Source organism: Streptomyces sp. GMY02, assembly GCF_019056675.1.
GTDB classification, from domain to species: domain Bacteria; phylum Actinomycetota; class Actinomycetes; order Streptomycetales; family Streptomycetaceae; genus Streptomyces; species Streptomyces odonnellii.
The window spans coordinates 5,351,243-5,371,093 of the sequence record NZ_CP077658.1; the positions used below are offsets into that span (position 1 = coordinate 5,351,243).

Below are 19,851 nucleotides of genomic sequence, written 5' to 3' on the forward strand. Positions count from 1 at the left end.
TCAGCGGGGGACCGGCCGGCAGCCAGTACAGGCACGAGGGGCCCGGAACGCCTCCATCGGCGTTCCGGGCCCCTCTGCGTGCCCTGTGAGGTGTGGCCCCGGGCCGGTGTACGCACCGCTCAGCCGGTACGTACCCCTCGCCCCGGGCGGACCGGGTGTCAGGCGGGCTGATGCGCGGCGACCAGCGCCACCGCCGCCACCAGCAGGAGAAGCAGCGTCAGCAGAGCCACCGGGCTCAGGCCTCCCAGGGGGCCCCGCTGCTGAAGTCGCTCCCTGTTGGCACGGCAGACGGGGCATCTGCCCTCGCTGACCGGCCCCGCGCAGTTGGCGCACACCAATCGGTCGTAGGTCATGCGCATTCCTCCTCACCGCGCGGCGGAGCCGCAGCCAGTGTTCACTCCGCTCAACGCTCAGGGAAACCCGACCGTTCCCCACCCCACTGTGCCAGTTTCCGAAGCTTTCGGCGCGGCCGACCGCATTCCGGTGGGCCCATTAACGCTGGCGGCTGCCCGGCATCCGTGATAAAGCGCCCAAGTCGGGACGTACCGCCGCTGTTGGCCCCGTCTCATCCCGGGATGCGGACTGCGCGGCCCTGTCCCGTTCGCGTAAGGTCTCGCTCACCTGGTCCCGTACTCGTAGTCCCGTACTCGACTCGCAGTCCCGTACTCACGAATCCCCCGTAGCCCTGCTTCCCCGCTCATTCCGTAGCTCCGTAACTCCCGGCCGACCGTGCGTGGTGCATCCCGTGATCCGATTCGACAATGTCTCCAAGACCTACCCGAAGCAGAACCGCCCGGCCCTGCGTGATGTCTCCCTCGAAATCGAGAAGGGGGAGTTCGTCTTCCTGGTCGGCTCGTCCGGTTCCGGCAAGTCGACCTTCCTGAGACTGCTCCTGCGTGAGGAGCGCACCAGCCACGGCATGGTGCATGTCCTCGGCAAGGACCTCGCGCGCCTGTCGAACTGGAAGGTGCCGCAGATGCGCCGCCAGCTCGGCACCGTGTTCCAGGACTTCCGGCTGCTGCCGAACAAGACCGTCGCCGAGAACGTGGCCTTCGCGCAGGAGGTCATCGGCAAGTCCCGCGGCGAGATCCGCAAGTCCGTCCCCCAGGTCCTCGACCTCGTCGGTCTCGGCGGCAAGGAGGACCGGATGCCCGGCGAGCTGTCCGGTGGTGAGCAGCAGCGCGTCGCGATCGCACGGGCCTTCGTCAACCGCCCGCTGCTGCTGATCGCGGACGAGCCGACCGGAAACCTCGACCCGCAGACCTCCGTCGGCATCATGAAGCTGCTGGACCGTATCAACCGCACCGGCACCACCGTCGTGATGGCGACCCACGACCAGAACATCGTCGACCAGATGCGCAAGCGCGTCATCGAGCTGGAAAAGGGCCGGCTGGTGCGCGACCAGGCACGCGGCGTCTACGGCTACCAGCACTGAGCGCTTCCCGGCGCTGGGTGTCTGCCGGCACCGGGCGCCCGCCGCATCTGAGCACCGAAAGCTGAAACGAAAGCTGAAAGGACGCCATGCGCGCCCAGTTCGTCCTGTCGGAGATCGGCGTCGGTCTCCGCCGCAATCTCACGATGACCTTCGCCGTCATCGTCTCCGTAGCCCTGTCGCTCGCCCTGTTCGGTGGCGCGCTGCTGATGCGTGACCAGGTCAGCGTGATGAAGGACTACTGGTACGACAAGGTCAATGTCTCCATCTTCCTGTGCAACAAGAACGATGCCGCGACCGCGCCGAAGTGCGTCAAGGGCGCGGTGACGGGCGAGCAGAAGAAGCAGATCGAGACCGATCTGAAGAAGATGGACATCGTCGAGAAGGTCCACTACGAGACGGCCGACGAGGCGTACAAGCACTACAAGGAGAAGTACGGCGACTCCCCGATCGCCAGCTCCATCACCCCGGACCAGATGCCGGAGTCCTTCCGCGTCAAGCTCAAGGACCCGGAGAAGTACAAGGTGGTGGCGACGGCCTTCGCGGGCCGGGACGGGGTCGAGTCCGTCCAGGACCAGCGGGACATCCTGCAGAATCTCTTCGACCTGATGACCGGTATGAATGTGGCGGCGCTCTGTGTGATGGCGCTGATGCTGGTCATCGCGCTGATGCTGATCGTCAACACCGTACGGGTGTCGGCGTTCAGCCGCCGCAGGGAGACCGGGATCATGCGGCTGGTGGGCGCGTCCAGCTTCTACATCCAGATGCCGTTCATCATGGAGGCGGCGTTCGCCGGGCTGATCGGCGGCGCGGTCGCGTGCGTCATGCTGCTGGTGGGCCGTTACTTCCTGATCGACAACGGTCTCGCTCTCGCCGACAAGATGCAGCTCGTCAACTTCATCGGCTGGGACGCCGTGCTCGCCAAGCTTCCACTGGTGATCGCGATCGGTCTGCTGATGCCCGCGGTTGCCGCTTTCCTCGCGCTGCGCAAGTACCTCAGGGTGTGACAAGTGCCCCTGGCCGCGTCGGGGCAAGCGCCGTTCGGTCGTTCCGTGTTGTCCTAGACTCAACGCCATGTCGGGTTCCGAGTCGCACCATAGATCCTGCGCTGTCCGCCGCGGGGCGGCCCTGACATTGCTGTTCGCGAGTGTCCTCGCCACGGCCGCGGCCACGGACTCGCTGCCGCGCGCGGAGGAGGAGACGTCCCGCGTTCCGACCAGGAACGTGGCTGCGACGGCCGACCGCGACGAGGTCGCGCGGGCCGCCGCCGAGGCCATGGCGGACGGGAAGTCCGCGACGGAGGCGGCCGAGGAGGTCGTCAGCCGCAGCGGCGACCGCTGGGGCGCGGTGTACGACAAGAGCCAGTACGAGGAGTTCGAGCAGGCTCTCGACGGCGAGTACACCGGGGTCGGGCTCGGCGCGAGGCGTACGGGCGAGGGCCTGATCGAGGTGACCCGGGTCCAGCAGGGCGGCCCGGCGGCCCGGGCCGGGATCACACCCGGCGACACGATCAGGACCATCGACGGCGCGGCGGTCGCGCGGCGGCCCGTGACGGAGGTCATGGCGCTGCTGCGGGGCTCGGGATCCGGTTCGGGACCGGACTCCGGGGCGGAGGGTACGACCGTGGTACTGGGGCTGGAACGGGACGGGCGCACCTGGACGCGGAGTCTGCGCCGGGCGCGGCTGGCCACGGAGTCGGTGACGGTGGAGCGGATCGGGACCACGGACGGTACTGGCGGGACCGGGGGCAGCGGTGGCGGCCTGTCCGGTGATGAGACGGCCGCCGGGACCGCTGACGGGTCCGGTGCCGAGACGGGTGACGGGTCCGGCGCCGACGCCGATGCGCTGCGGATCACCGTCGAGGCGTTCACCAAGGGCTCGGGGCAGCGGGTACGGGACGCCGTCCTGGGCGCCCCCGAAGGTGTCGGCATCCTCCTCGACCTGCGAGGGAACGCGGGAGGGCTGGTCACCGAGGCCGTCACGGCCGCCTCCGCCTTCCTGGACGGCGGTCTCGTCGCCACGTACGACATACGGGGTGAACAGCGCGCCCTCTACGCGACACCCGGCGGCGACACAGCCCGGCCGGTGGTGGTGCTGGTCGACGGCGGCACGATGAGCGCCGCCGAACTGGTCACCGGAGCGCTCAAGGACCGGGGCCGGTCGGTCACGGTCGGTTCGCGCACCTTCGGCAAGGGCTCGGTCCAGATGCCCAGCCGGCTGCCCGACGGCTCGGTCGCCGAGCTGACCGTGGGCCACTACCGCACTCCGGCCGGCCATGGTGTGGACGGCCGGGGCGTGACTCCCGATCTGCTGGTGAGCGAGGACGCCCAGGAGCGGGCCACGACGGTACTGAGCGGACTCGGCGGCGGTGCCGCCGGTGGCGGTTCCGGCGGCGAGCGTAGCGGCGGGTCCGGCGGCACTCGGTAAAGAAGTTGCGCCGGGGTGCGAAAATGGCGGGACTATGGCTAAGGAAACAGGGCGCAAACTGATCGCGCAGAACAAGAAGGCGCGGCACGATTACCACATTCTCGACACCTATGAGTGCGGTCTCGTGCTGACCGGCACCGAGGTGAAGTCCCTGCGCCAGGGGCGGGCCTCGCTGGTGGACGGCTTCGTCCAGATCGACGGGCACGAGGCCTGGCTGCACAACGTGCATGTGCCCGAGTACAGCCAGGGAACGTGGACGAACCACAGCGCCCGGCGCAAGCGGAAGCTGCTGATGCACCGGGTCGAGATCGACAAGCTGGAGTCCAAGTCCCAGGAGACCGGGCACACGATCGTGCCGCTGGCCCTGTACTTCAAGGACGGGCGGGCGAAGGTCGAGATCGCGCTGGCGAAGGGCAAGAAGGAGTACGACAAGCGCCAGACGCTCCGGGAGAAGCAGGACCGCCGCGAGACGGACCGCGCGATCTCGGCGGTGAAGCGCCGCCAGCGGGCCTGAGCGCGCGGGGCCGGGACCCCTTCGGCGGAATAGGCTGGCACGGTCTGCCGTTGATCACGTACGATGGGTTGCGCACCTCGAAGCTGGTGCATGGTCGTGATTGCGTTGATCGTGATTGCGTTGATCGTAACGGCGACCGCGGTTGAAAAATAAACATGGGGATGATCGGTTTCGACAGCGGATGTCGAAGCAGGGGAAGCGAGCCGAGGAAGCGGCAATGATCTCGCTAACCATATGTCGCAAACAATAATCGCCACTTCTAAGCGCGATTCCTCCGCCTTCGCTCTTGCTGCCTAATTAGCAGCTAGCGAAGACTCCGCGGAGTGTCAGCCCGGGGCTGTTCCCGACCCGGATCCTGGCATCAGCTAGGGAACTAAACCGCTGAGCCCGGTCACGGGGAGCAGCGGGAAACCAAACAGTGACTGAGCCCGTCGGAGACTTGTCCGCGTGATCTCCGGGGCCGAGAAAAGCGAAGCGGACTGCGCTCGGAGAAGCCCTGATTCCGCACCGTTGGACGCGGGTTCGATTCCCGCCATCTCCACAATTCCCATGTAGCACCAACCTGAGGCCCCACTGCCCCGGCAGCGGGGCCTCAGTCATGCCGTGGGTGCGTACGGCTGATCCGGCGGATTTCCTCCAGCGGGTACGGAGTCTCCCTGCTCCGGTGCTGGAGTTCGCGAAAGAAGTCCGCCATCACCGCGGTGAGCGGCGCGTATCGGGTGAGGATGGCCGCGGCCTGCTCCGGGATTCCCGTGGGCCGCTCGCCTTGGGCGAATGCCCGCACCTGCGCCTCGCGGTCGTCTCTCCCGTACGCGTACAGGGCGGTGACCAGCCAGTTCACCAGGTATGTGACCGAGTAGCAACGGTCGTAGGTCTGATGCCGGTCGAAGAAACCGGCCTCCTCCTGCGACAGTTCGAACGCGGAGGAGAGCGCAAGCCCGTAGTCCGCGAAGAAAAGGCGCCGGCCGTCGGTCAGGATGTTCTCGAAGTGGGCGTCGAAGTGCAGGAGGCCGCGGCTGTTCATGAACGAGGTTCCGGCTTCCAGTTCCCTCTCCACCATGGCGCAGGCCCGGTCGGCGGCCTCGCCACCGGCGTCCATCCGCTCGCCCAGCCACTGGTGCAGGTTCTGCGGGATGTACTCCAGGAACAGCGCGACGCTCGCCGAGGACCGCTGAAGAGCCTCGATCCGGCGGCGCACCTGCGATCCGCCGCCCCAGTAGGCGACGGCCCGTTCGATGTCGGCCAGTTCCTTGGGCAGCGGGGTGGAGTCCGGCAGCACCCGCCAGTGGTACATCAGCGGGAAGCCCTCGTACTCCTCCGCGAGCACCCAGTTCGTCGTCATGGTGTGCACGGCGAGCTCTCTCCAGGCCCCGAAGCCCGGCCCGCCGATGCCGTACTGGCAGAAGACCGGCAGCCCGAACAGGTTCGCCGTGGACCGGACGTTCTCCGGTTCCCTCTCCAGACCGGTGAGGGGAACCCGCTTCACGAAGACCGGTGTTCCGGCGACGTCCAGCAGGGCCGACTTCCCGCCGATGCCGGAACCGAGCGGCGCGGCCGTGTCCACGAGCTCGCGCAGTGCGCGATCACTGCACAAGGCCAGGGATGTGGAGACGGCGCTATGAGCGGTGAGACGCGCACCGCGCGACATGTCAGGGCGCTTCACTGCCGCCTTCACCCGGGCACCGACCTCGATCCTGTGATGGCGCCGCGCACTCCTGCCGAGAGCGACCGCGCTCGATCGTAGCTCCGCGGTCCGCCCTCCGGAGCGGGCGCAGGACGTCCAGCGCGGCGATCAGGACCCCGGCGCTCAGGCTGAGCACGGTTGCCCAACCCCCGGTTCCGCGTCGCTTTCCGCCGGGGTGCGGGTCCGGGGGTTGGGTGTGGGCCAGGACCAGGGTGTGGCCCGTTACTGTCATCAGCGGGGGGTGCGGTGTGGGTGGCATGGGTTCAGCTTGGGGGGATTCGGGCCGGGGGGTCCAACACCTGGTCAGGGGGCATTCACGCATGTGTGTTGTGGATCGCCGCCCGGCCTCTGTTGAATGCAGGCGTGCCCCGAGACATCGAGCCGCGGCTCCTGCGTGCTTTTGTTGCCGCCGCTGAAGAGCTGCACTTCACTCGTGCCGCCGCCCGGCTCTATGTCGCGCAGCAGGCGCTCAGCCGGGATGTCCGGCGGCTGGAGCGGGAGTTGGGGGTTGAGCTGTTCGTACGGACCACTCGGCACGTGGTGTTGACGGGGGACGGGGAGCGGTTGCTGCCGTATGCGCGGCGGGTGCTGGACGCGCAGGACGAGCTGCTCGCCGCTCGTGCCGGTGAGGCGCGGCCGTTGCTTGTCGATCTCAACACCGCGGGCATGGTCTCCGGCCGTGTGCTGGAGCGGGCTCGGGAGCTGGCGCCCGGGTGGGAGCTGATGGCCCGGTTCGAGAGCGGGCTCACCCGGGCCGCGGGGGAGATCCTCGGCGGGCGGCTCGATGTGTCGTTCGGCCATGTCGGCGGGCTGGCGCCCGTGTTGCGGTCCGGGCTGGAGCACCAGCTCGTACGGTACGAGCCGTTGGCCGTGCTGCTGCCGTACGACCATCCCCTGGCCGGCCGCGCCGAAGTGACGCTCGACGCGCTCGCCGGGGAGAGCGTCTACGCCGGGGCGGGGAATCCGGGGACCGTGGAGTGGACCGAGTTGGCGCGGCAGCTCTTCGCGGGGCGGGACATCACGATCGCGCCGCCGGCGCCGATGGCCGTGGGGACCGAGGAGTTCCGGCGGGTGATGGCGAAGCGCCGTACGCCCGTGCTCGCCGTGGTGGACTTCCCCGAGATGCCGGGGGCGGTACTGCGGCCGCTGGTCGGATCCGTACCGGGGTCACCCCCCGTGGCGCCGCTCGCGATGGTGTGGCGCAAGGGGATCAAACACCCTGGAGTCGACGCGCTGCGTGCCGCCGCGACCGAACTCGCGCACGAGGGGGGTTGGCTGGATCTCGCCCCTGGGAGCTGGGTGCCCGGCACTGTCACCGGACTGATGCACGGCAACCCCCGAAGCTGAACTCCCGTGCCATCTCTGTGCGCTACATTCGTGGCTCGGGTGCGGTGTGGTAGGGGGGTACTCGGTTCGAGTGGGGACTCGGCCGCGTTGATATCCAGCCAGCCGCGTGGGACGCCCGTATACCTTCAGTGGTGGGGGATGTGCGCACCGTAGTGGACAAATGGCGTGAAGATGCCCGGACAGGGCATGTGCATGAGCCGAGTGACGTGACCGTCGAACTCGACGGAGTGGGCCGTCAGCTCTCCGAACTGCCCACGGGCAGCCATCCCGCGCAGGAGCCGGGCCCCGTGCCCGAAGCGGGTCCTGAGATGTCCGACCGTCCGGTGTTCGTGGACGAGACCGGCCGTCGCGGCAAGACCTTCCGCCGGGCGGGCTGGATCGTCGCCATCGGCTGCGCCTCCTACGCGGTGACCCTGGCGGTCTCCATGATCGGCGGCAACTCCACCGCGCCATGGCTCCAGATACCCGGGCTCGCCGACGACCGGCAGCCCGAAACCGTGGAGATACAGCCGGCCCCGACGGTCAGCGGGTCCGCCGGCGAATCGCCCGCCACTCCCGGTGCCGACCCCTCGCCGACCGGCTCGAACGGCGGGACCGTACCGCGGCCTTCGGGGACCGCCGGCACGGACGCCTCGGGCGAACCGGTGCCGACCATGTCGCTTTCGGCGAAGCCGCCGGCCGACCCCGCGGGCGGTACGGGCGACGACACCGAGCCGGACCCCGGGACCTCGCCCGGCACCGGCGGCAATCCGGGCGCCGGCACCGGCGGGACCGGCGCCGAGCCGGATCCCGGGACCTCGCCCGTCGACGAGAGTCCGCCGGCCACCGACCCCGCCTCGCCACCGCCCGTCGACCCCCCGCCGCCGGACGGCGGGCAGCCCGAGGGAAGCCGGCCCATGGCCGCGGGAGGCGCGTTCTAGATGACTTCCTCCGGCAGACAGCCCCGGCACACCGGTCACGACGGGCCGCGGCACACCCGTCACGACGAGCCGCAGCACACTGGTCACGGCGAGCCCCCGCACACCGGTCACACCGGGCCCCGGCACACTCGTCACGGCGAGTCCCGCCGTACCGGCGCCGGCGAACCGCGCCGTACGAGCCCCGGCGAGCCCGGTCGTACCGGCGGCATCGAGCCCCCGCGCACCGCTCGTCGTAGCAAGCAGGCCAGGAAGGCCAAGGACGCCCGGGCCAAGCGGCGCAGACTGCCCATGCGCTATCTGCTGCCCTCGCTCGTCCTCGTCGCGCTCTTCGCGATGCTGATGCTGCGCGGCTACGTGCACAGCGAGATCCTCGCCGACCACCGCGTCCGCGAATCCGTCGACGCCGAGCAGGTGCCCAAGCGGATCCTCAAGGGCGGCCCGGTCATCGACGCGCGCGGCGCCGCCTCCGCCCGGGCGCTGAACATCCCGGACCACAAGCTCGTCCTCACCTTCGACGACGGCCCCGACCCGGTGTGGACCCCCAAGGTCCTCGACCGGCTGAAGGAGTACGACGCCCACGGCGTGTTCTTCGTCACCGGCACCATGGCCTCGCGCTATCCGGCGCTGGTCAAGCGGATGGTGGACGAGGGCCACGAGGTCGGTCTGCACACCTTCAACCACCCCGATCTCTCCTTCCAGTCCAAGTCCCGCATCGACTGGGAGCTTTCGCAGAACCAGCTCGCGCTCGCGGGCGCGGCCGACATCCGTACCTCGCTCTTCCGTCCGCCGTACTCCTCGTTCTCGTCGGCCATGGACAACAAGTCCTGGCCGGTCGCCGAGTACATCGGCAGCCTCGGCTACATCACCGTGCTCGACACCACGGACAGCGAGGACTGGAAGCGCCCCGGCGCTGGGGTGATCAGCCGCAACGCCACCCCGAAGGACGGCAAGGGCGCGATCGTGCTGATGCACGACTCCGGCGGCGACCGCTCGCAGACCGTCGCCGCGCTGGGGCACTTCCTGCCGGAGATGCAGGAGAAGGGATACGAGTTCACCACCGTCACCGAGGCCCTCGGCGCCCCCAGCGCCCATACCCCGGTGACCGGCGCGGCCCTCTGGAAGGGCAAGGCCTGGGTCGGTGCCGTCGCCCTCTCGGAGAACATCACCGGCGTCCTGGTGGCCGGGCTCTCCGTGATCGGCGCGCTGGTCATCGCGCGGTTCGGGCTGATGCTGGTGCTGTCCTTCGCGCATACGCGCAGGGTGCGGCGGCGCGGCTTCGCCTGGGGCGCGCCCGTCACCGAACCGGTGACGGTGCTCGTACCCGCGTACAACGAACGCGAATGCATAGCCAATACGGTGCGTTCGCTGAGCGAGAGCGACCATCCCATCGAGGTCGTCGTCATCGACGACGGCTCGACCGACGGGACCGCCGACATCGTCGAGGCGCTCCGGCTGCCGAACGTCCGTGTCGTACGCCAGCTCAACTCCGGCAAGCCGGCCGCCCTCAACAACGGCATCGCGCACGCCCGTCACGATCTGATCGTGATGATGGACGGCGACACGGTCTTCGAGCCGTCCACGGTCCGCGAACTGGTGCAGCCCTTCGGCGATCCGCGCGTCGGCGCGGTCGCGGGCAACGCCAAGGTCGGCAACCGCGACAGTCTCATCGGCGCCTGGCAGCACATCGAGTACGTGATGGGCTTCAACCTGGACCGCCGGATGTACGACATGCTTCGCTGCATGCCCACCATCCCGGGCGCGGTCGGGGCCTTCCGGCGCGAGGCGCTGGAGCGCGTCGGCGGGATGAGCGAGGACACGCTCGCCGAGGACACCGACATCACCATGGCCATGCACCGGGACGGCTGGCGGGTCGTGTACGCCGAGCGCGCGCGGGCGTGGACCGAGGCGCCGGAATCGGTGCAGCAGCTCTGGTCGCAGCGGTACCGCTGGAGTTACGGCACGATGCAGGCGATCTGGAAGCACCGGCGGGCCCTGATCGAGCGCGGTCCCTCCGGCCGGTTCGGGCGGGTCGGGCTGCCGCTGGTCTCGCTCTTCATGGTGCTGGCGCCGCTGCTGGCCCCGCTGATCGATGTGTTCCTGCTGTACGGCCTGGTCTTCGGCCCCACCGAGAAGACCGTGGTGGCCTGGCTCGGCGTTCTGCTGATACAGGCGGTGTGCGCCGCGTACGCCTTCCGTCTCGACGGGGAGCGCATGACCCATCTGATCTCGCTGCCCCTCCAGCAGATCCTCTACCGGCAGCTCATGTACGTGGTGCTGCTCCAGTCCTGGATCACCGCGCTCACCGGTGGCCGGCTGCGGTGGCAGAAGCTGCGCCGTACCGGAGTGGTGGAGGCGCCGGGCTCGATTCCGAGTCCGCGCGGGCGCGAGGCCGATCGGAGGCCGGTGGCGTGACAGCTCAACCTGTGCGGCCTGTTCAGTCTGTTCCGGCGGATACGGGGGCCATGGGTACGGGAGCCATGGGCACGGGGGCCGTGGGTACGGGGTCGCCGCCCAAGCACAAGGCGACGTCTTCGGGGGACGGCACGGCCTCCTCGGGCGGGCGCGACCGCTATCTCGATCTGCTGCGGGCGGTCGCGCTGGTCAGGGTCGTCGTCTTCCATATCTTCGGCTGGGCCTGGCTGACGATCCTCTTCCCCTCCATGGGCGTGATGTTCGCGCTGGCAGGGTCGCTGATGGCCCGGTCCCTGTCCAAGCGGCCGCCGTGGAGCGTCATCCGCGGCCGGCTGAGGCGGCTGGTGCCGCCGATGTGGGCGTTCGCGCTGGTCGTCGTGCCCCTGATGTTCGTCCTGGGGTGGTGGGCGGACCGCGAGGAGGGGTTCTGGTGGTTCCTGCGGCTTGCCAACTACATCGTGCCGTTCGGGGCGCCTCCGTACCCGTACGAGAGCGGCTCCCCGAGCGGGCTGCTGGAGGAGACGTGGGCGGAGCAGGCGGCGGGGCCGCTCTGGTACATACGGGCCTACCTCTGGTTCGTGATCGCCTCGCCGCTGCTGCTGTGGGCGTTCCGCAGGGTGCCGTGGCTGACGCTGGTCTTCCCGGTCGCCCTCACCGCCGTCCTCGGCAGCGGGCTGGTGGAGATCCCGGGCGAGACCGGGGAGGCACTCACCGACTTCGCGGTGTACGGCGCGTGCTGGGTGCTCGGCTTCGCCCACAACGACGGCGTGTTCCGCAAGGTCCCGCGCTACATCACGGTCTCACTGGCCGCTTTCACCATGGCCTTCGCGCTGTGGTGGGCCTCGGGGCATCTCACCGAGGAGGGCTGGAACCTGGACGAGATCCCGCTCGCCCAGGCGATGTGGTCGCTGGGCTTCTGCGCGATCCTGCTTCAGTACGCGCCGTCGTGGCGCACTCTCCCGGGGAAGCTGGCCCAGTTCGACTCGACGATCACCCTTGCCAATAACCGCGCGGTGACGATCTATCTCTGGCACAACCTGGTCATCTTGGCGACGTTCCCGATCATCGACCAGCTCTGGCTGATCCCGGGCATCGACGCGTACTCCACCCAACTGGACGCGTCGTACGAGGCGTTGAGCCTGGTCCTGGTCTGGCCGCTGCTCGGCCTGCTGATCCTCGCGATCGGCTGGGTGGAGGACGTGGCGGCGAAACGCAGGCCACGCCTGTGGCCGAACGGCACACGGGAGGCGTGAGAGACGGGTACGTCCCGGGTCGGCGGTCCAGCCGACCCGGAGGTCAGCCGGGCAGCGGACGGGGGCCGGTCGGCAGCAGCGGGAACAGCCGGGCCACCGCGGCGACCGGCTTCGCCCCGGCGGGCGCTTTCCGCCGCTGCTGGTAGGGGGCCAGAAGGGCGTGGACCGACGCGGCCAGGTCGGTCATCTCGCCCGGAGTGAGCTGGACGACCGCGCTGAACGCCTCGTCGCGCTGCCACGCGGCCGGTGCCTCGGGCCAGTGGGACAGCCAGTGGCGGTAGCTCTCGTCCTCCAGCCCTCGCGCCAAGGCGTCGAACCGCTCCGGCGCCGTCTGCTCGTCCTCACCGGAGCCCTCCCAGCGCAGCCGCCAGGGGCGCACCCGGCCGCCACCGTGCGGGGCTTCTTCGATGAGGCCGTGCCGGGCGAGCTGGCGCAGATGGAACGAACAGAGCCCCGAGCTGTGCCCCAGACGCCGCGCGGCCTCGGTGGAGGTGACGGTGCCGACCTCGGCGAGCAGATCCAGCAGGGCGATACGGACCGGATGATCGGGCAGGGGCGTCGCCGGACGGCCGGGCGACACCCCTGCCGTCGGGCGGTCCGGCGATGCGGACGAGGCGGGCGGGCGGTTCGTGTGGCTCTGGCTTTCGGCGTTCTCACTGGTGGTCACTTTGCAAAGGATGCTACTTTGCAAAGCGCTTGGCAACCGTGATGGGTACTGGCAAACCGTGGTGAAGGGCGTTGATGGGCATGGCCGTGCGGTTCGGTGAACTCGGTGAGGAAGTGCCGCGGGACCTCCGGGTGCGGGTCCAAGGTCGGCCGGTCGACTCCTTTCCGCGTACCGTGCCGGAGGCCGAGCGGGGTTCGGTACGCCGTATCACCGTCATCGGCGAGGAGATTCTGAGCCGGCCGTGCCGCGAGGTCACGGAGTTCGGCACGCCGGAGCTGTCCCGGCTCGTCGACGACATGTTCGCCACCCTGCATGTCGCGGAGGGAGCGGGGCTCGCCGCCAATCAGATCGATGTCGGGCTGCGGCTCTTCGTATGGGACTGCACGGACGAGTGGGGCGTACGCCATGTCGGGCACATCGCCAATCCCGTCCTGGACGAGTCACCGGCCGCCGATCGCAGGCTCCTTGAGGAGGCGGAAGGCTGTCTCTCCGTCCCCGGCCCGTATCGGACCGTCCCCCGCCCCGGGCACGCCGTCGCGCGGGGATACGACAAGGACGGAAAGCCCCTGGTGATCGAGGGGGCCGGCTACTTCGCGCGGTGCCTGGAGCATGAGACCGATCACCTGCACGGGCGGTTGTACGTGGACCGCCTCGGCAAGCGGGAACGGAAGGCGGCCCTGCGGGAGATGGCCGGGGCCATGGACGGTGTCTTCGCGCGGAGAGCCGCTCGCGCCGTGGAACTGGGCAAGCAGGCGCAGGCGCGGGACACACGCCGGCCATAGGGCGGCGGGGCGGCGGGGCGCTCACAGGTGGGTGTCGCGGTGGGTGAGGGCAAGGTTGCGCGGTGGTCACCTTGGGGTACGGGGGTGAAACGCGGCGTCCGTACGGTCTGGGGTATTCAATCGGATCCCGCTCGTGGAGGCGTGATGACTGCCCCGACCACCACCACCGCCGTACGCAAGGGACGCCGCTGGATCGAGCGGTGGGATCCGGAGGACGAGGCCTTCTGGGCCGCCACGGGCGAGCGGATCGCGCGGCGCAATCTGCTCTGCTCGGTGTTCTGCGAGCACATCGGGTTCTCGGTCTGGACCCTGTGGTCGGTCATGGTGCTGTTCATGGGGCCGGAGTACGGGGTCGATCCCGCCGGGAAGTTCGCCCTGATCGCGGTGGCCACCCTGGTCGGCTCGGTCGTACGGGTGCCGTACACCTTCGCCGTCGCCCGCTTCGGCGGCCGGAACTGGACGGTTTTCAGCGCGCTGCTCCTGCTCCTGCCGGCCGGGGCCGCGTTCGCGGTGATGGAGCCCGGGACCTCGTACACCACGTTCCTGGCCGTGTCGGCGCTCACCGGGGTCGGCGGCGGGAACTTCGCCTCCTCGATGACGAACATCAACTCCTTCTTCCCGCTGCGCCGCAAGGGCTGGGCGCTCGGCCTCAACGCCGGGGGCGGGAACATCGGGGTGCCGGTCGTGCAGGTGGCCGGGCTGCTGGTGATCGCGGCGGCGGGCGCGGACCGGCCGCGGATCCTGCTCGGCATCTACATCCCGCTGATCCTGGCCGCCGCGCTCTGCGCCGCGCTGTTCATGGACAACCTCGCGCCCGTACGCAATGACACCGGCGCGGCACGGGAAGCCGTACGGGACCGGCACACCTGGATCATGTCCGCGCTGTACATAGGGACCTTCGGGTCGTTCATCGGATACAGCTTCGCCTTCGGTCTGGTGCTCCAGACCCAGTTCGGACGCACTCCGCTCCAGGCCGCCTCGCTGACCTTTGCCGGGCCGCTGCTCGGATCGCTGGCGCGGCCTGCCGGGGGCGCGCTCGCCGACCGGTACGGGGGCGCCCGCGTCACCCTCTGCAACTTCGTGGCGATGGCTCTCGCGACCGGAGTCGTCGTCCTCGCCTCGCTGATCGAGTCGCTGTCGCTCTTCCTCACCGGATTCGGTGCGCTCTTCCTGCTCACCGGGGTCGGCAACGGCTCCACATACACGATGATCCCCGGCATCTTCCGTGCGAAGGCGCTGGCCAAGGGGATGACGGGCGAGGCGGCCGCGGCGTACGGGCGCAGGCTGTCCGGGGCCTCGATGGGGCTGATCGGCGCGGTCGGGGCGCTCGGCGGGCTGGTGATCAACCTCGCTTTCCGGCAGTCGTTCCAGACCTCGGGCACCGGGACCTCGGCCTATGTCGCGTTCCTGGTCTGCTATGCGGCCTGCTCGGCCCTGACCTGGGCGGTATACCTTCGCCGGTCGGGCGCCCCGGCCGTACCGGCGGAGAAGGAGCCCATGGAGGCGGAGAAGGAGCCCATGGAGAAGGAGGCCGGGCTCCGCTACGCACGGATGTGAGAGATACGTCCCGGGGTGGTCGTTACAGGGGAGAAATGCCTGCGATCCGGGCCTGTCACGCACCGTTGGCAGGCTCGGTAGCTCCAGCGACGAGGTACGGGACGTGCGGGACGTGCGGGACGTGCGTGCGGGACGTACGGGATGTGTGCGCAACGGACGTGCGGGGCGTGTGAGAGCGGACGCGCGGGATGTGCGTGCGGGACGTACGACCACACCACCGCGACGCGAGGAGAGGCAGAGGAGAGCGATGGACAGCGAGCGGCACGGCCCCCTCGCGGGCTTCACCATCGGGGTCACGGCCGCCCGGCGCGCCGATGAGCTGGGCGCGCTGCTCCAGCGGCGCGGCGGCTCCGTCGTGCACGCCCCCGCGCTGCGGATCGTGCCGCTCGCCGACGACACCGAACTCCTCACCGCCACCAAGGAATTGATCGACACCGTGCCCGATGTGGTGGTGGCGACCACGGCCATCGGGTTCCGCGGCTGGATCGCGGCCGCCGACGGCTGGGGCCACGGCGAGGAACTGCTCGCCTGTCTGCGCGGGGTCGAACTCCTCGCCCGCGGCCCCAAGGTGCGGGGCGCCATCCGCGCCGCCGGGCTCGTCGAGGACTGGTCGCCCGGCTCCGAGTCCATGGCCGAGGTGCTCGACCGGCTTCTCGTCGAGGGCGTCGAGGGCCGCCGGGTCGCGCTGCAACTGCACGGCGAACCCCTGCCCGGATTCGTGGAGTCGCTGCGGGCCGGGGGCGCCGAGGTCGTCGTCGTACCGGTCTACCGCTGGATGCCCCCGGAGGACCTCGCGCCGGTGGACCGGCTCATCGACGCGGTCGTCTCGCGCGCCGTCGACGCCGTCACCTTCACCAGCGCGCCGGCCGCCGCCTCGCTGCTCGCGCGCGCCGAGGAACGCGGCCGGCTGCCCGCGCTGCTCGACGCCCTGCACCACGATGTGCTGGCGGCCTGCGTCGGGCCCGTCACCGCGCTGCCGCTCCAGGCGCGCGGGATCGATACGGTCCAGCCGGAGCGCTACCGGCTCGGGCCGCTCGTCCAGGTGCTCTGTACGGAACTGCCGGGCCGGGTCCGGGCGCTGCCGGTCGCCGGCCACCGCGTCGAGATCCGCGGCCACGCGGTGCTGGTCGACGGCGAGCTGCGGCCGGTGCCGCCCGCGGGGATGGCACTGCTGCACGCGCTGACCCGCAGGCCGGGATGGGTGGTCTCGCGGGCGGAGCTGCTGCGCGCGCTGCCGGGCTCGGGCCGCGACGAGCACGCCGTGGAGACCGCGATGGCCCGGCTGCGGACCGCGCTGGGCGCGCCCAGGCTGATCCACACCGTGGTCAAGCGAGGCTACCGGCTGGCGCTGGACCCGGCGGCGGACTCCAAGTACGCGGACGCGTAAGGACGTACGGGGAGGTACGACGAGGTACGGCGTACGAGCCCGCGTACGCGGGGGTGCTCGCGCTTCCTCCGGCGCGCCCGGACGCTTCCCGGTCCCCTTGAGGCCCTCTGGTGCTTCCCGGCCCCGTCGGTACCGTACGAGGAATGGCCAACGACTCCTCCGGCTCCTCCCTCCGCATCAGGCCCGCGACCCCGGACGACGCCACGAACGTCGCCGAGGCACTGGTCCGCAACCGCGACCACATGCGTCCCTGGGAGCCGTACCGCCCCGACGAGTTCTTCACCCCGCAGACCCAGGCCCGCTGGCTCGCCGATCCGTCCGTACGGCGCTGGTTCGCCGCCGACGGCACCCGGATCGTCGGCGAGGCGAATCTGTCGAGCGTCTCCCTCGGCGCCTTCCGCAGCGCCGTCCTCGGCTACTGGATCGACGCCGAGTACACCGGGCGCGGCCTGGCGACCCGCGCCGTCCAGGAGGTCTGCCGCGCGGCCCGCGACGAACTGGGCCTGCACCGTATAGAGGCGGGCACCATGCTCGCCAACACCGCCTCGCAACGGGTGCTGCGCAAATGCGGGTTCGAGCTGATCGGGACCGCGCCGCGCTATCTGCACATCGACGGCGAATGGCGGGACCACCACCTCTTCCAGCGCATCCTGCACAACAGCCCGCCGGGTGTCGCGCCGTAGTCGCGTGACAGGTGTCGTGACGGAGGCCGTGACAGGGGTTACGGGCGCGTCCGGGGGCAGGCACTCTGAGAGGGAATCCCCCGAGAGAAGCACGCGAGAAGCACGCGAAAAGTACGCGAGAAGCACCCAGCCGGTGAACCCGAGGCGGTGACAGGAACATGGCGGCGGGCATGGGCTCGTACGAGTGGCGGTTCGACTCCGGGCGTGTCTGCCTGGATCTGGTGGCCACGGCGGAGCCGGGCTCCAGAGGGCGCGAACAACTCGACGGCGCCGTGACGCTCCGCCACTGGCTGGTCGGCGCGGGTCTGGTGCCCGAGGGGACCCCGCTGCGCGCCGTGGACGCGGGCTGGGTACGGTCGTTCGCCGAACTCCGGGACGGCGTGGGCCAGTTGGTACGGGCCCAGATCGACGGCCGGGACGCGTCGCGCGCCCTGGACCGGGTCAACGCGCTGGCCGCGGGGGCGCCGCCGGGGATCAGGGCCGTACGGGACGAGGACGGCGCGCTCGTACGGGCGCTCAGTACCGAGCCCGAGTGCGACGCGCTGCTGGCGGCCGTGGCCAGGGACGCGGTCGACCTGCTCACCGACCCGGCGGCGCGGGCACGGCTGCGGCAGTGCGAGGGCGACACCTGCCGGCGGGTGTATCTGGACACCTCACGGGGGCGGCGGCGCCGCTGGTGTTCCAGCGAGGTCTGCGGCAATCGCGAGCGGGTGGCGAGGCACCGCCGCAGAGCGGCCCTGTCCCGCGCCTGACAAGCCCCCGCGCCTGACAAGCCCCCGCGCGTGACAAGCCCCCGCGCCTGACAAGCACTCGGGCCTGACTGGCGCCCGCGCCCGGCAAGCGGCGGAACCCGGCCGCGCCCGCCGGGCCCGACGAGCACGGACCATACGACGCGCTCGGACCGTACGACACGCCCGCCCCATGCGATGCGCCCGCGCCGTACGACTCGCCCGTGCCGTACGACTCGCCCGGACCGTACCGTCCGTACCTCTCGTGCCCCCTGCACCTCACCTGCACCGCGGCTGCGGCGACTTCCGGTCCCTCCCGCTATTTCCGGCCAACTCGCGCACGCTGTCTTCGCAGGTTGCATGCATTCCCCACACGATTTCTACGCGTGTTCTTCATCATTCCTGCCTGGATCCAGCCCGGGTCCCGTTCCGGGGCGAACCCGCCCCAGCCGCCCGCCCCACCCCGCAAACCTCCACCGAAAAGATCTTGAAACTTTTTCCGGCCGCGTTGAGTGACCTCCCCCGGCCGTCCGTAGTGATGAGGGAGAAGCAGCCATCGAGGTCTCGACCGGGAGGTTCAGGTGCGCAAGGATGCGGCCGTGGCCGAAGACCGACCTCACCGGGCCCGGCACCGGAACGAGGCACCGCGCACCAATGTCTCCGTCCCCGACGAGGAGTTGATGCGAGCCCTCTACCGGGAGCATGCCGGACCCCTGCTCGCCTATGTGCTCCGTCTCGTCGCGGGTGATCGCCAGCGCGCCGAGGACGTGGTGCAGGAGACGCTCATCCGTGCCTGGAAGAACGCCGGTCAGCTCAACCGGGCGACCGGCTCTGTCCGACCCTGGCTGGTGACGGTCGCCCGGCGCATCGTCATCGACGGTCACCGCAGCCGGCAGGCCCGGCCGCAGGAGGTCGACCCGTCGCCGCTGGAGGTCATGCCCGCGGAGGACGAGATCGACAAGGCGCTGTGGCTGATGACGCTCTCCGACGCGCTCGATGATTTGACGCCCGCTCACCGGGAAGTCCTGGTGGAGACGTATTTCAAGGGGCGTACGGTCAACGAGGCGGCCGAGACGCTCGGCATACCCAGCGGGACGGTGCGTTCACGGGTGTTCTACGCGCTGCGTTCCATGAAGCTCGCGCTGGAGGAGAGGGGGGTCTCGGCATGACCACGCACGAGCGGTACGGACACGGACCGGGCGACGAGAATTCTGTGCACGAGGCCGTCGGCGCGTATGTCCTCGGCATTCTGGACGACGCCGAGGCGACCGCTTTCGAGGAGCACCTGGCCGGCTGCCGCATCTGCGCCGTCAACCTGGAGGAGTTCTCCGGGATGGAGCCGATGCTGGCCATGCTGGCGGACGCTCCGGGACCCTTCGCGGCGGCGCCCGGCGCGCAGGCCCCGCCCGGCCCGCTCGCCTCCGTGACGCCGCTGGCGCCGGTGGCTCCCGTCGTACCGCTGGCGCAGCTCCCCACACCGTCCGTCTCCGTACAGCCGAGTCCGCAGCTCCTCGGCCGGCTGGTCGACGAGGTCGCGGCCAAGCGCGCCCAGCGCAGGCGGCGCGGGCTGTATCTGGTCGCGGCCGCCGCGGCGCTGATCATCGGCGGTCCCGTGGTGGCCGTCACGGCCGCGGGCGACGGCGGAACCAGCAACCAGGCCGGGGACCCGCACCCCACCAGCCCGGCCGAGGACGCGTTCTTCAACCACATGCCGGACAAGGTCTGGGCGACGGACGCCACCACCAAGGTCACCGCCACCATCGGCATGGAGCCCAAGGGCTGGGGTACGCACACGGTCCTGGAGCTGAAGAATGTCAAGGGCCCCCTCAAGTGCAGCCTGGTCGCGGTCTCCAAGACCGGCGAGGAGGAGACCGTCACCTCCTGGTCGGTGCCCAAGTGGGGGTACGGCATCGCCGACAGTCCGAACAAGATCTCCAAGAGCCCGCTGTACGTCCACGGCGGCACGGCCATGGACAGCAATGACATCGATCACTTCGAGGTCCGTACCTTCGGCGGCGAGCGACTGGTGGAGGTCGACGCCTGACATTCCGGCTCCCC

Annotated in this window: 18 protein-coding genes and 1 other RNA gene; 16 read left to right on the plus strand and 3 right to left on the minus strand. The window is 70.1% G+C overall.

The features are described from left to right. Window positions 1–158: 158 nt before the first annotated feature. Window positions 159–353 (minus strand): hypothetical protein, encoded by a 195-nt coding sequence (locus KQY30_RS22640; RefSeq protein ID WP_046503743.1) that lies wholly within the window; start codon window positions 351–353, stop codon window positions 159–161. Between the two features lie 392 nt (window positions 354–745). On the opposite strand from KQY30_RS22640, the gene ftsE reads away from it, so the two are divergent. The 5 genes from ftsE to ssrA all read left to right on the plus strand — a co-directional run bounded on the left by ftsE (window position 746) and on the right by ssrA (window position 4,917). Then, on the plus strand, window positions 746–1,435 hold the full coding sequence (gene ftsE, locus KQY30_RS22645) for a cell division ATP-binding protein FtsE (RefSeq protein WP_046503740.1): 690 nt from the start codon (window positions 746–748) through the stop codon (window positions 1,433–1,435). 86 nt (window positions 1,436–1,521) lie between these two features. Further along, window positions 1,522–2,439, plus strand: coding sequence for a permease-like cell division protein FtsX (gene ftsX / locus KQY30_RS22650; protein WP_046503714.1), 918 nt, complete (start codon window positions 1,522–1,524; stop codon window positions 2,437–2,439). A gap of 67 nt (window positions 2,440–2,506) precedes the next feature. Continuing rightward, window positions 2,507–3,859, plus strand: coding sequence for a S41 family peptidase (locus tag KQY30_RS22655; protein WP_217308407.1), 1,353 nt, complete (start codon window positions 2,507–2,509; stop codon window positions 3,857–3,859). Between the two features lie 34 nt (window positions 3,860–3,893). Next, a complete protein-coding gene (gene smpB / locus KQY30_RS22660) occupies window positions 3,894–4,373 on the plus strand; it encodes an SsrA-binding protein SmpB (RefSeq protein WP_217308408.1) in 480 nt (159 codons plus the stop codon). Window positions 4,374–4,530: 157 nt separating this feature from the next. Then, window positions 4,531–4,917, plus strand: a transfer-messenger RNA (tmRNA) gene (gene ssrA / locus KQY30_RS22665). Between the two features lie 48 nt (window positions 4,918–4,965). Here the strand turns inward: ssrA and KQY30_RS22670 are convergent. Next, complete coding sequence (locus KQY30_RS22670; protein WP_217311253.1) at window positions 4,966–6,021, minus strand: protein kinase family protein; 1,056 nt, start codon at window positions 6,019–6,021, stop codon at window positions 4,966–4,968. A 399-nt stretch (window positions 6,022–6,420) separates the two neighbouring features. On the opposite strand from KQY30_RS22670, the gene KQY30_RS22675 reads away from it, so the two are divergent. The 4 genes from KQY30_RS22675 (at window position 6,421) to KQY30_RS22690 (ending at window position 11,989) form a co-directional block, all read left to right on the plus strand. After that, on the plus strand, window positions 6,421–7,404 hold the full coding sequence (locus KQY30_RS22675; RefSeq protein WP_302185331.1) for a LysR family transcriptional regulator: 984 nt from the start codon (window positions 6,421–6,423) through the stop codon (window positions 7,402–7,404). A gap of 206 nt (window positions 7,405–7,610) precedes the next feature. Beyond that, entirely contained in the window at window positions 7,611–8,324 is a 714-nt protein-coding gene (locus KQY30_RS22680) for a hypothetical protein (protein ID WP_217308409.1), read from the plus strand. 288 nt (window positions 8,325–8,612) lie between these two features. Beyond that, entirely contained in the window at window positions 8,613–10,736 is a 2,124-nt protein-coding gene (locus tag KQY30_RS22685; protein ID WP_217311255.1) for a bifunctional polysaccharide deacetylase/glycosyltransferase family 2 protein, read from the plus strand. Between the two features lie 50 nt (window positions 10,737–10,786). Then, entirely contained in the window at window positions 10,787–11,989 is a 1,203-nt protein-coding gene (locus KQY30_RS22690) for an acyltransferase (protein ID WP_217308410.1), read from the plus strand. 43 nt (window positions 11,990–12,032) lie between these two features. Here the strand turns inward: KQY30_RS22690 and KQY30_RS22695 are convergent, their stop codons facing one another. After that, window positions 12,033–12,569, minus strand: a complete 537-nt coding sequence (locus KQY30_RS22695) for a helix-turn-helix domain-containing protein (protein WP_254407660.1) — start codon at window positions 12,567–12,569, stop codon at window positions 12,033–12,035. A 167-nt stretch (window positions 12,570–12,736) separates the two neighbouring features. Here KQY30_RS22695 and def point away from each other — a divergent pair, with 167 nt between their 5' ends. The 7 genes from def (at window position 12,737) to KQY30_RS22730 (ending at window position 19,837) form a co-directional block, all read left to right on the plus strand. Beyond that, window positions 12,737–13,438 (plus strand): peptide deformylase, encoded by a 702-nt coding sequence (gene def / locus KQY30_RS22700; RefSeq protein ID WP_217311257.1) that lies wholly within the window; start codon window positions 12,737–12,739, stop codon window positions 13,436–13,438. A gap of 144 nt (window positions 13,439–13,582) precedes the next feature. After that, entirely contained in the window at window positions 13,583–14,995 is a 1,413-nt protein-coding gene (locus KQY30_RS22705) for a NarK/NasA family nitrate transporter (RefSeq protein WP_217308411.1), read from the plus strand. Window positions 14,996–15,242: 247 nt separating this feature from the next. Then, on the plus strand, window positions 15,243–16,382 hold the full coding sequence (locus KQY30_RS22710) for a uroporphyrinogen-III synthase (protein WP_217308412.1): 1,140 nt from the start codon (window positions 15,243–15,245) through the stop codon (window positions 16,380–16,382). Window positions 16,383–16,525: 143 nt separating this feature from the next. Then, complete coding sequence (locus tag KQY30_RS22715; RefSeq protein ID WP_217308413.1) at window positions 16,526–17,065, plus strand: GNAT family N-acetyltransferase; 540 nt, start codon at window positions 16,526–16,528, stop codon at window positions 17,063–17,065. 158 nt (window positions 17,066–17,223) lie between these two features. Beyond that, the gene (locus KQY30_RS22720) at window positions 17,224–17,817 is read left to right on the plus strand and encodes an ABATE domain-containing protein (RefSeq protein WP_217308414.1); all 594 of its coding nucleotides are present in this window, start codon (window positions 17,224–17,226) and stop codon (window positions 17,815–17,817) included. A gap of 557 nt (window positions 17,818–18,374) precedes the next feature. Then, on the plus strand, window positions 18,375–18,962 hold the full coding sequence (locus KQY30_RS22725) for a sigma-70 family RNA polymerase sigma factor (protein ID WP_046504986.1): 588 nt from the start codon (window positions 18,375–18,377) through the stop codon (window positions 18,960–18,962). Continuing rightward, window positions 18,959–19,837: a zf-HC2 domain-containing protein gene (locus KQY30_RS22730; RefSeq protein ID WP_217308415.1), complete on the plus strand. Its 879-nt coding sequence runs from the start codon at window positions 18,959–18,961 to the stop codon at window positions 19,835–19,837. The genes KQY30_RS22725 and KQY30_RS22730 overlap by 4 nt, the downstream gene beginning before the upstream one ends. Window positions 19,838–19,851 lie beyond the last annotated feature (14 nt).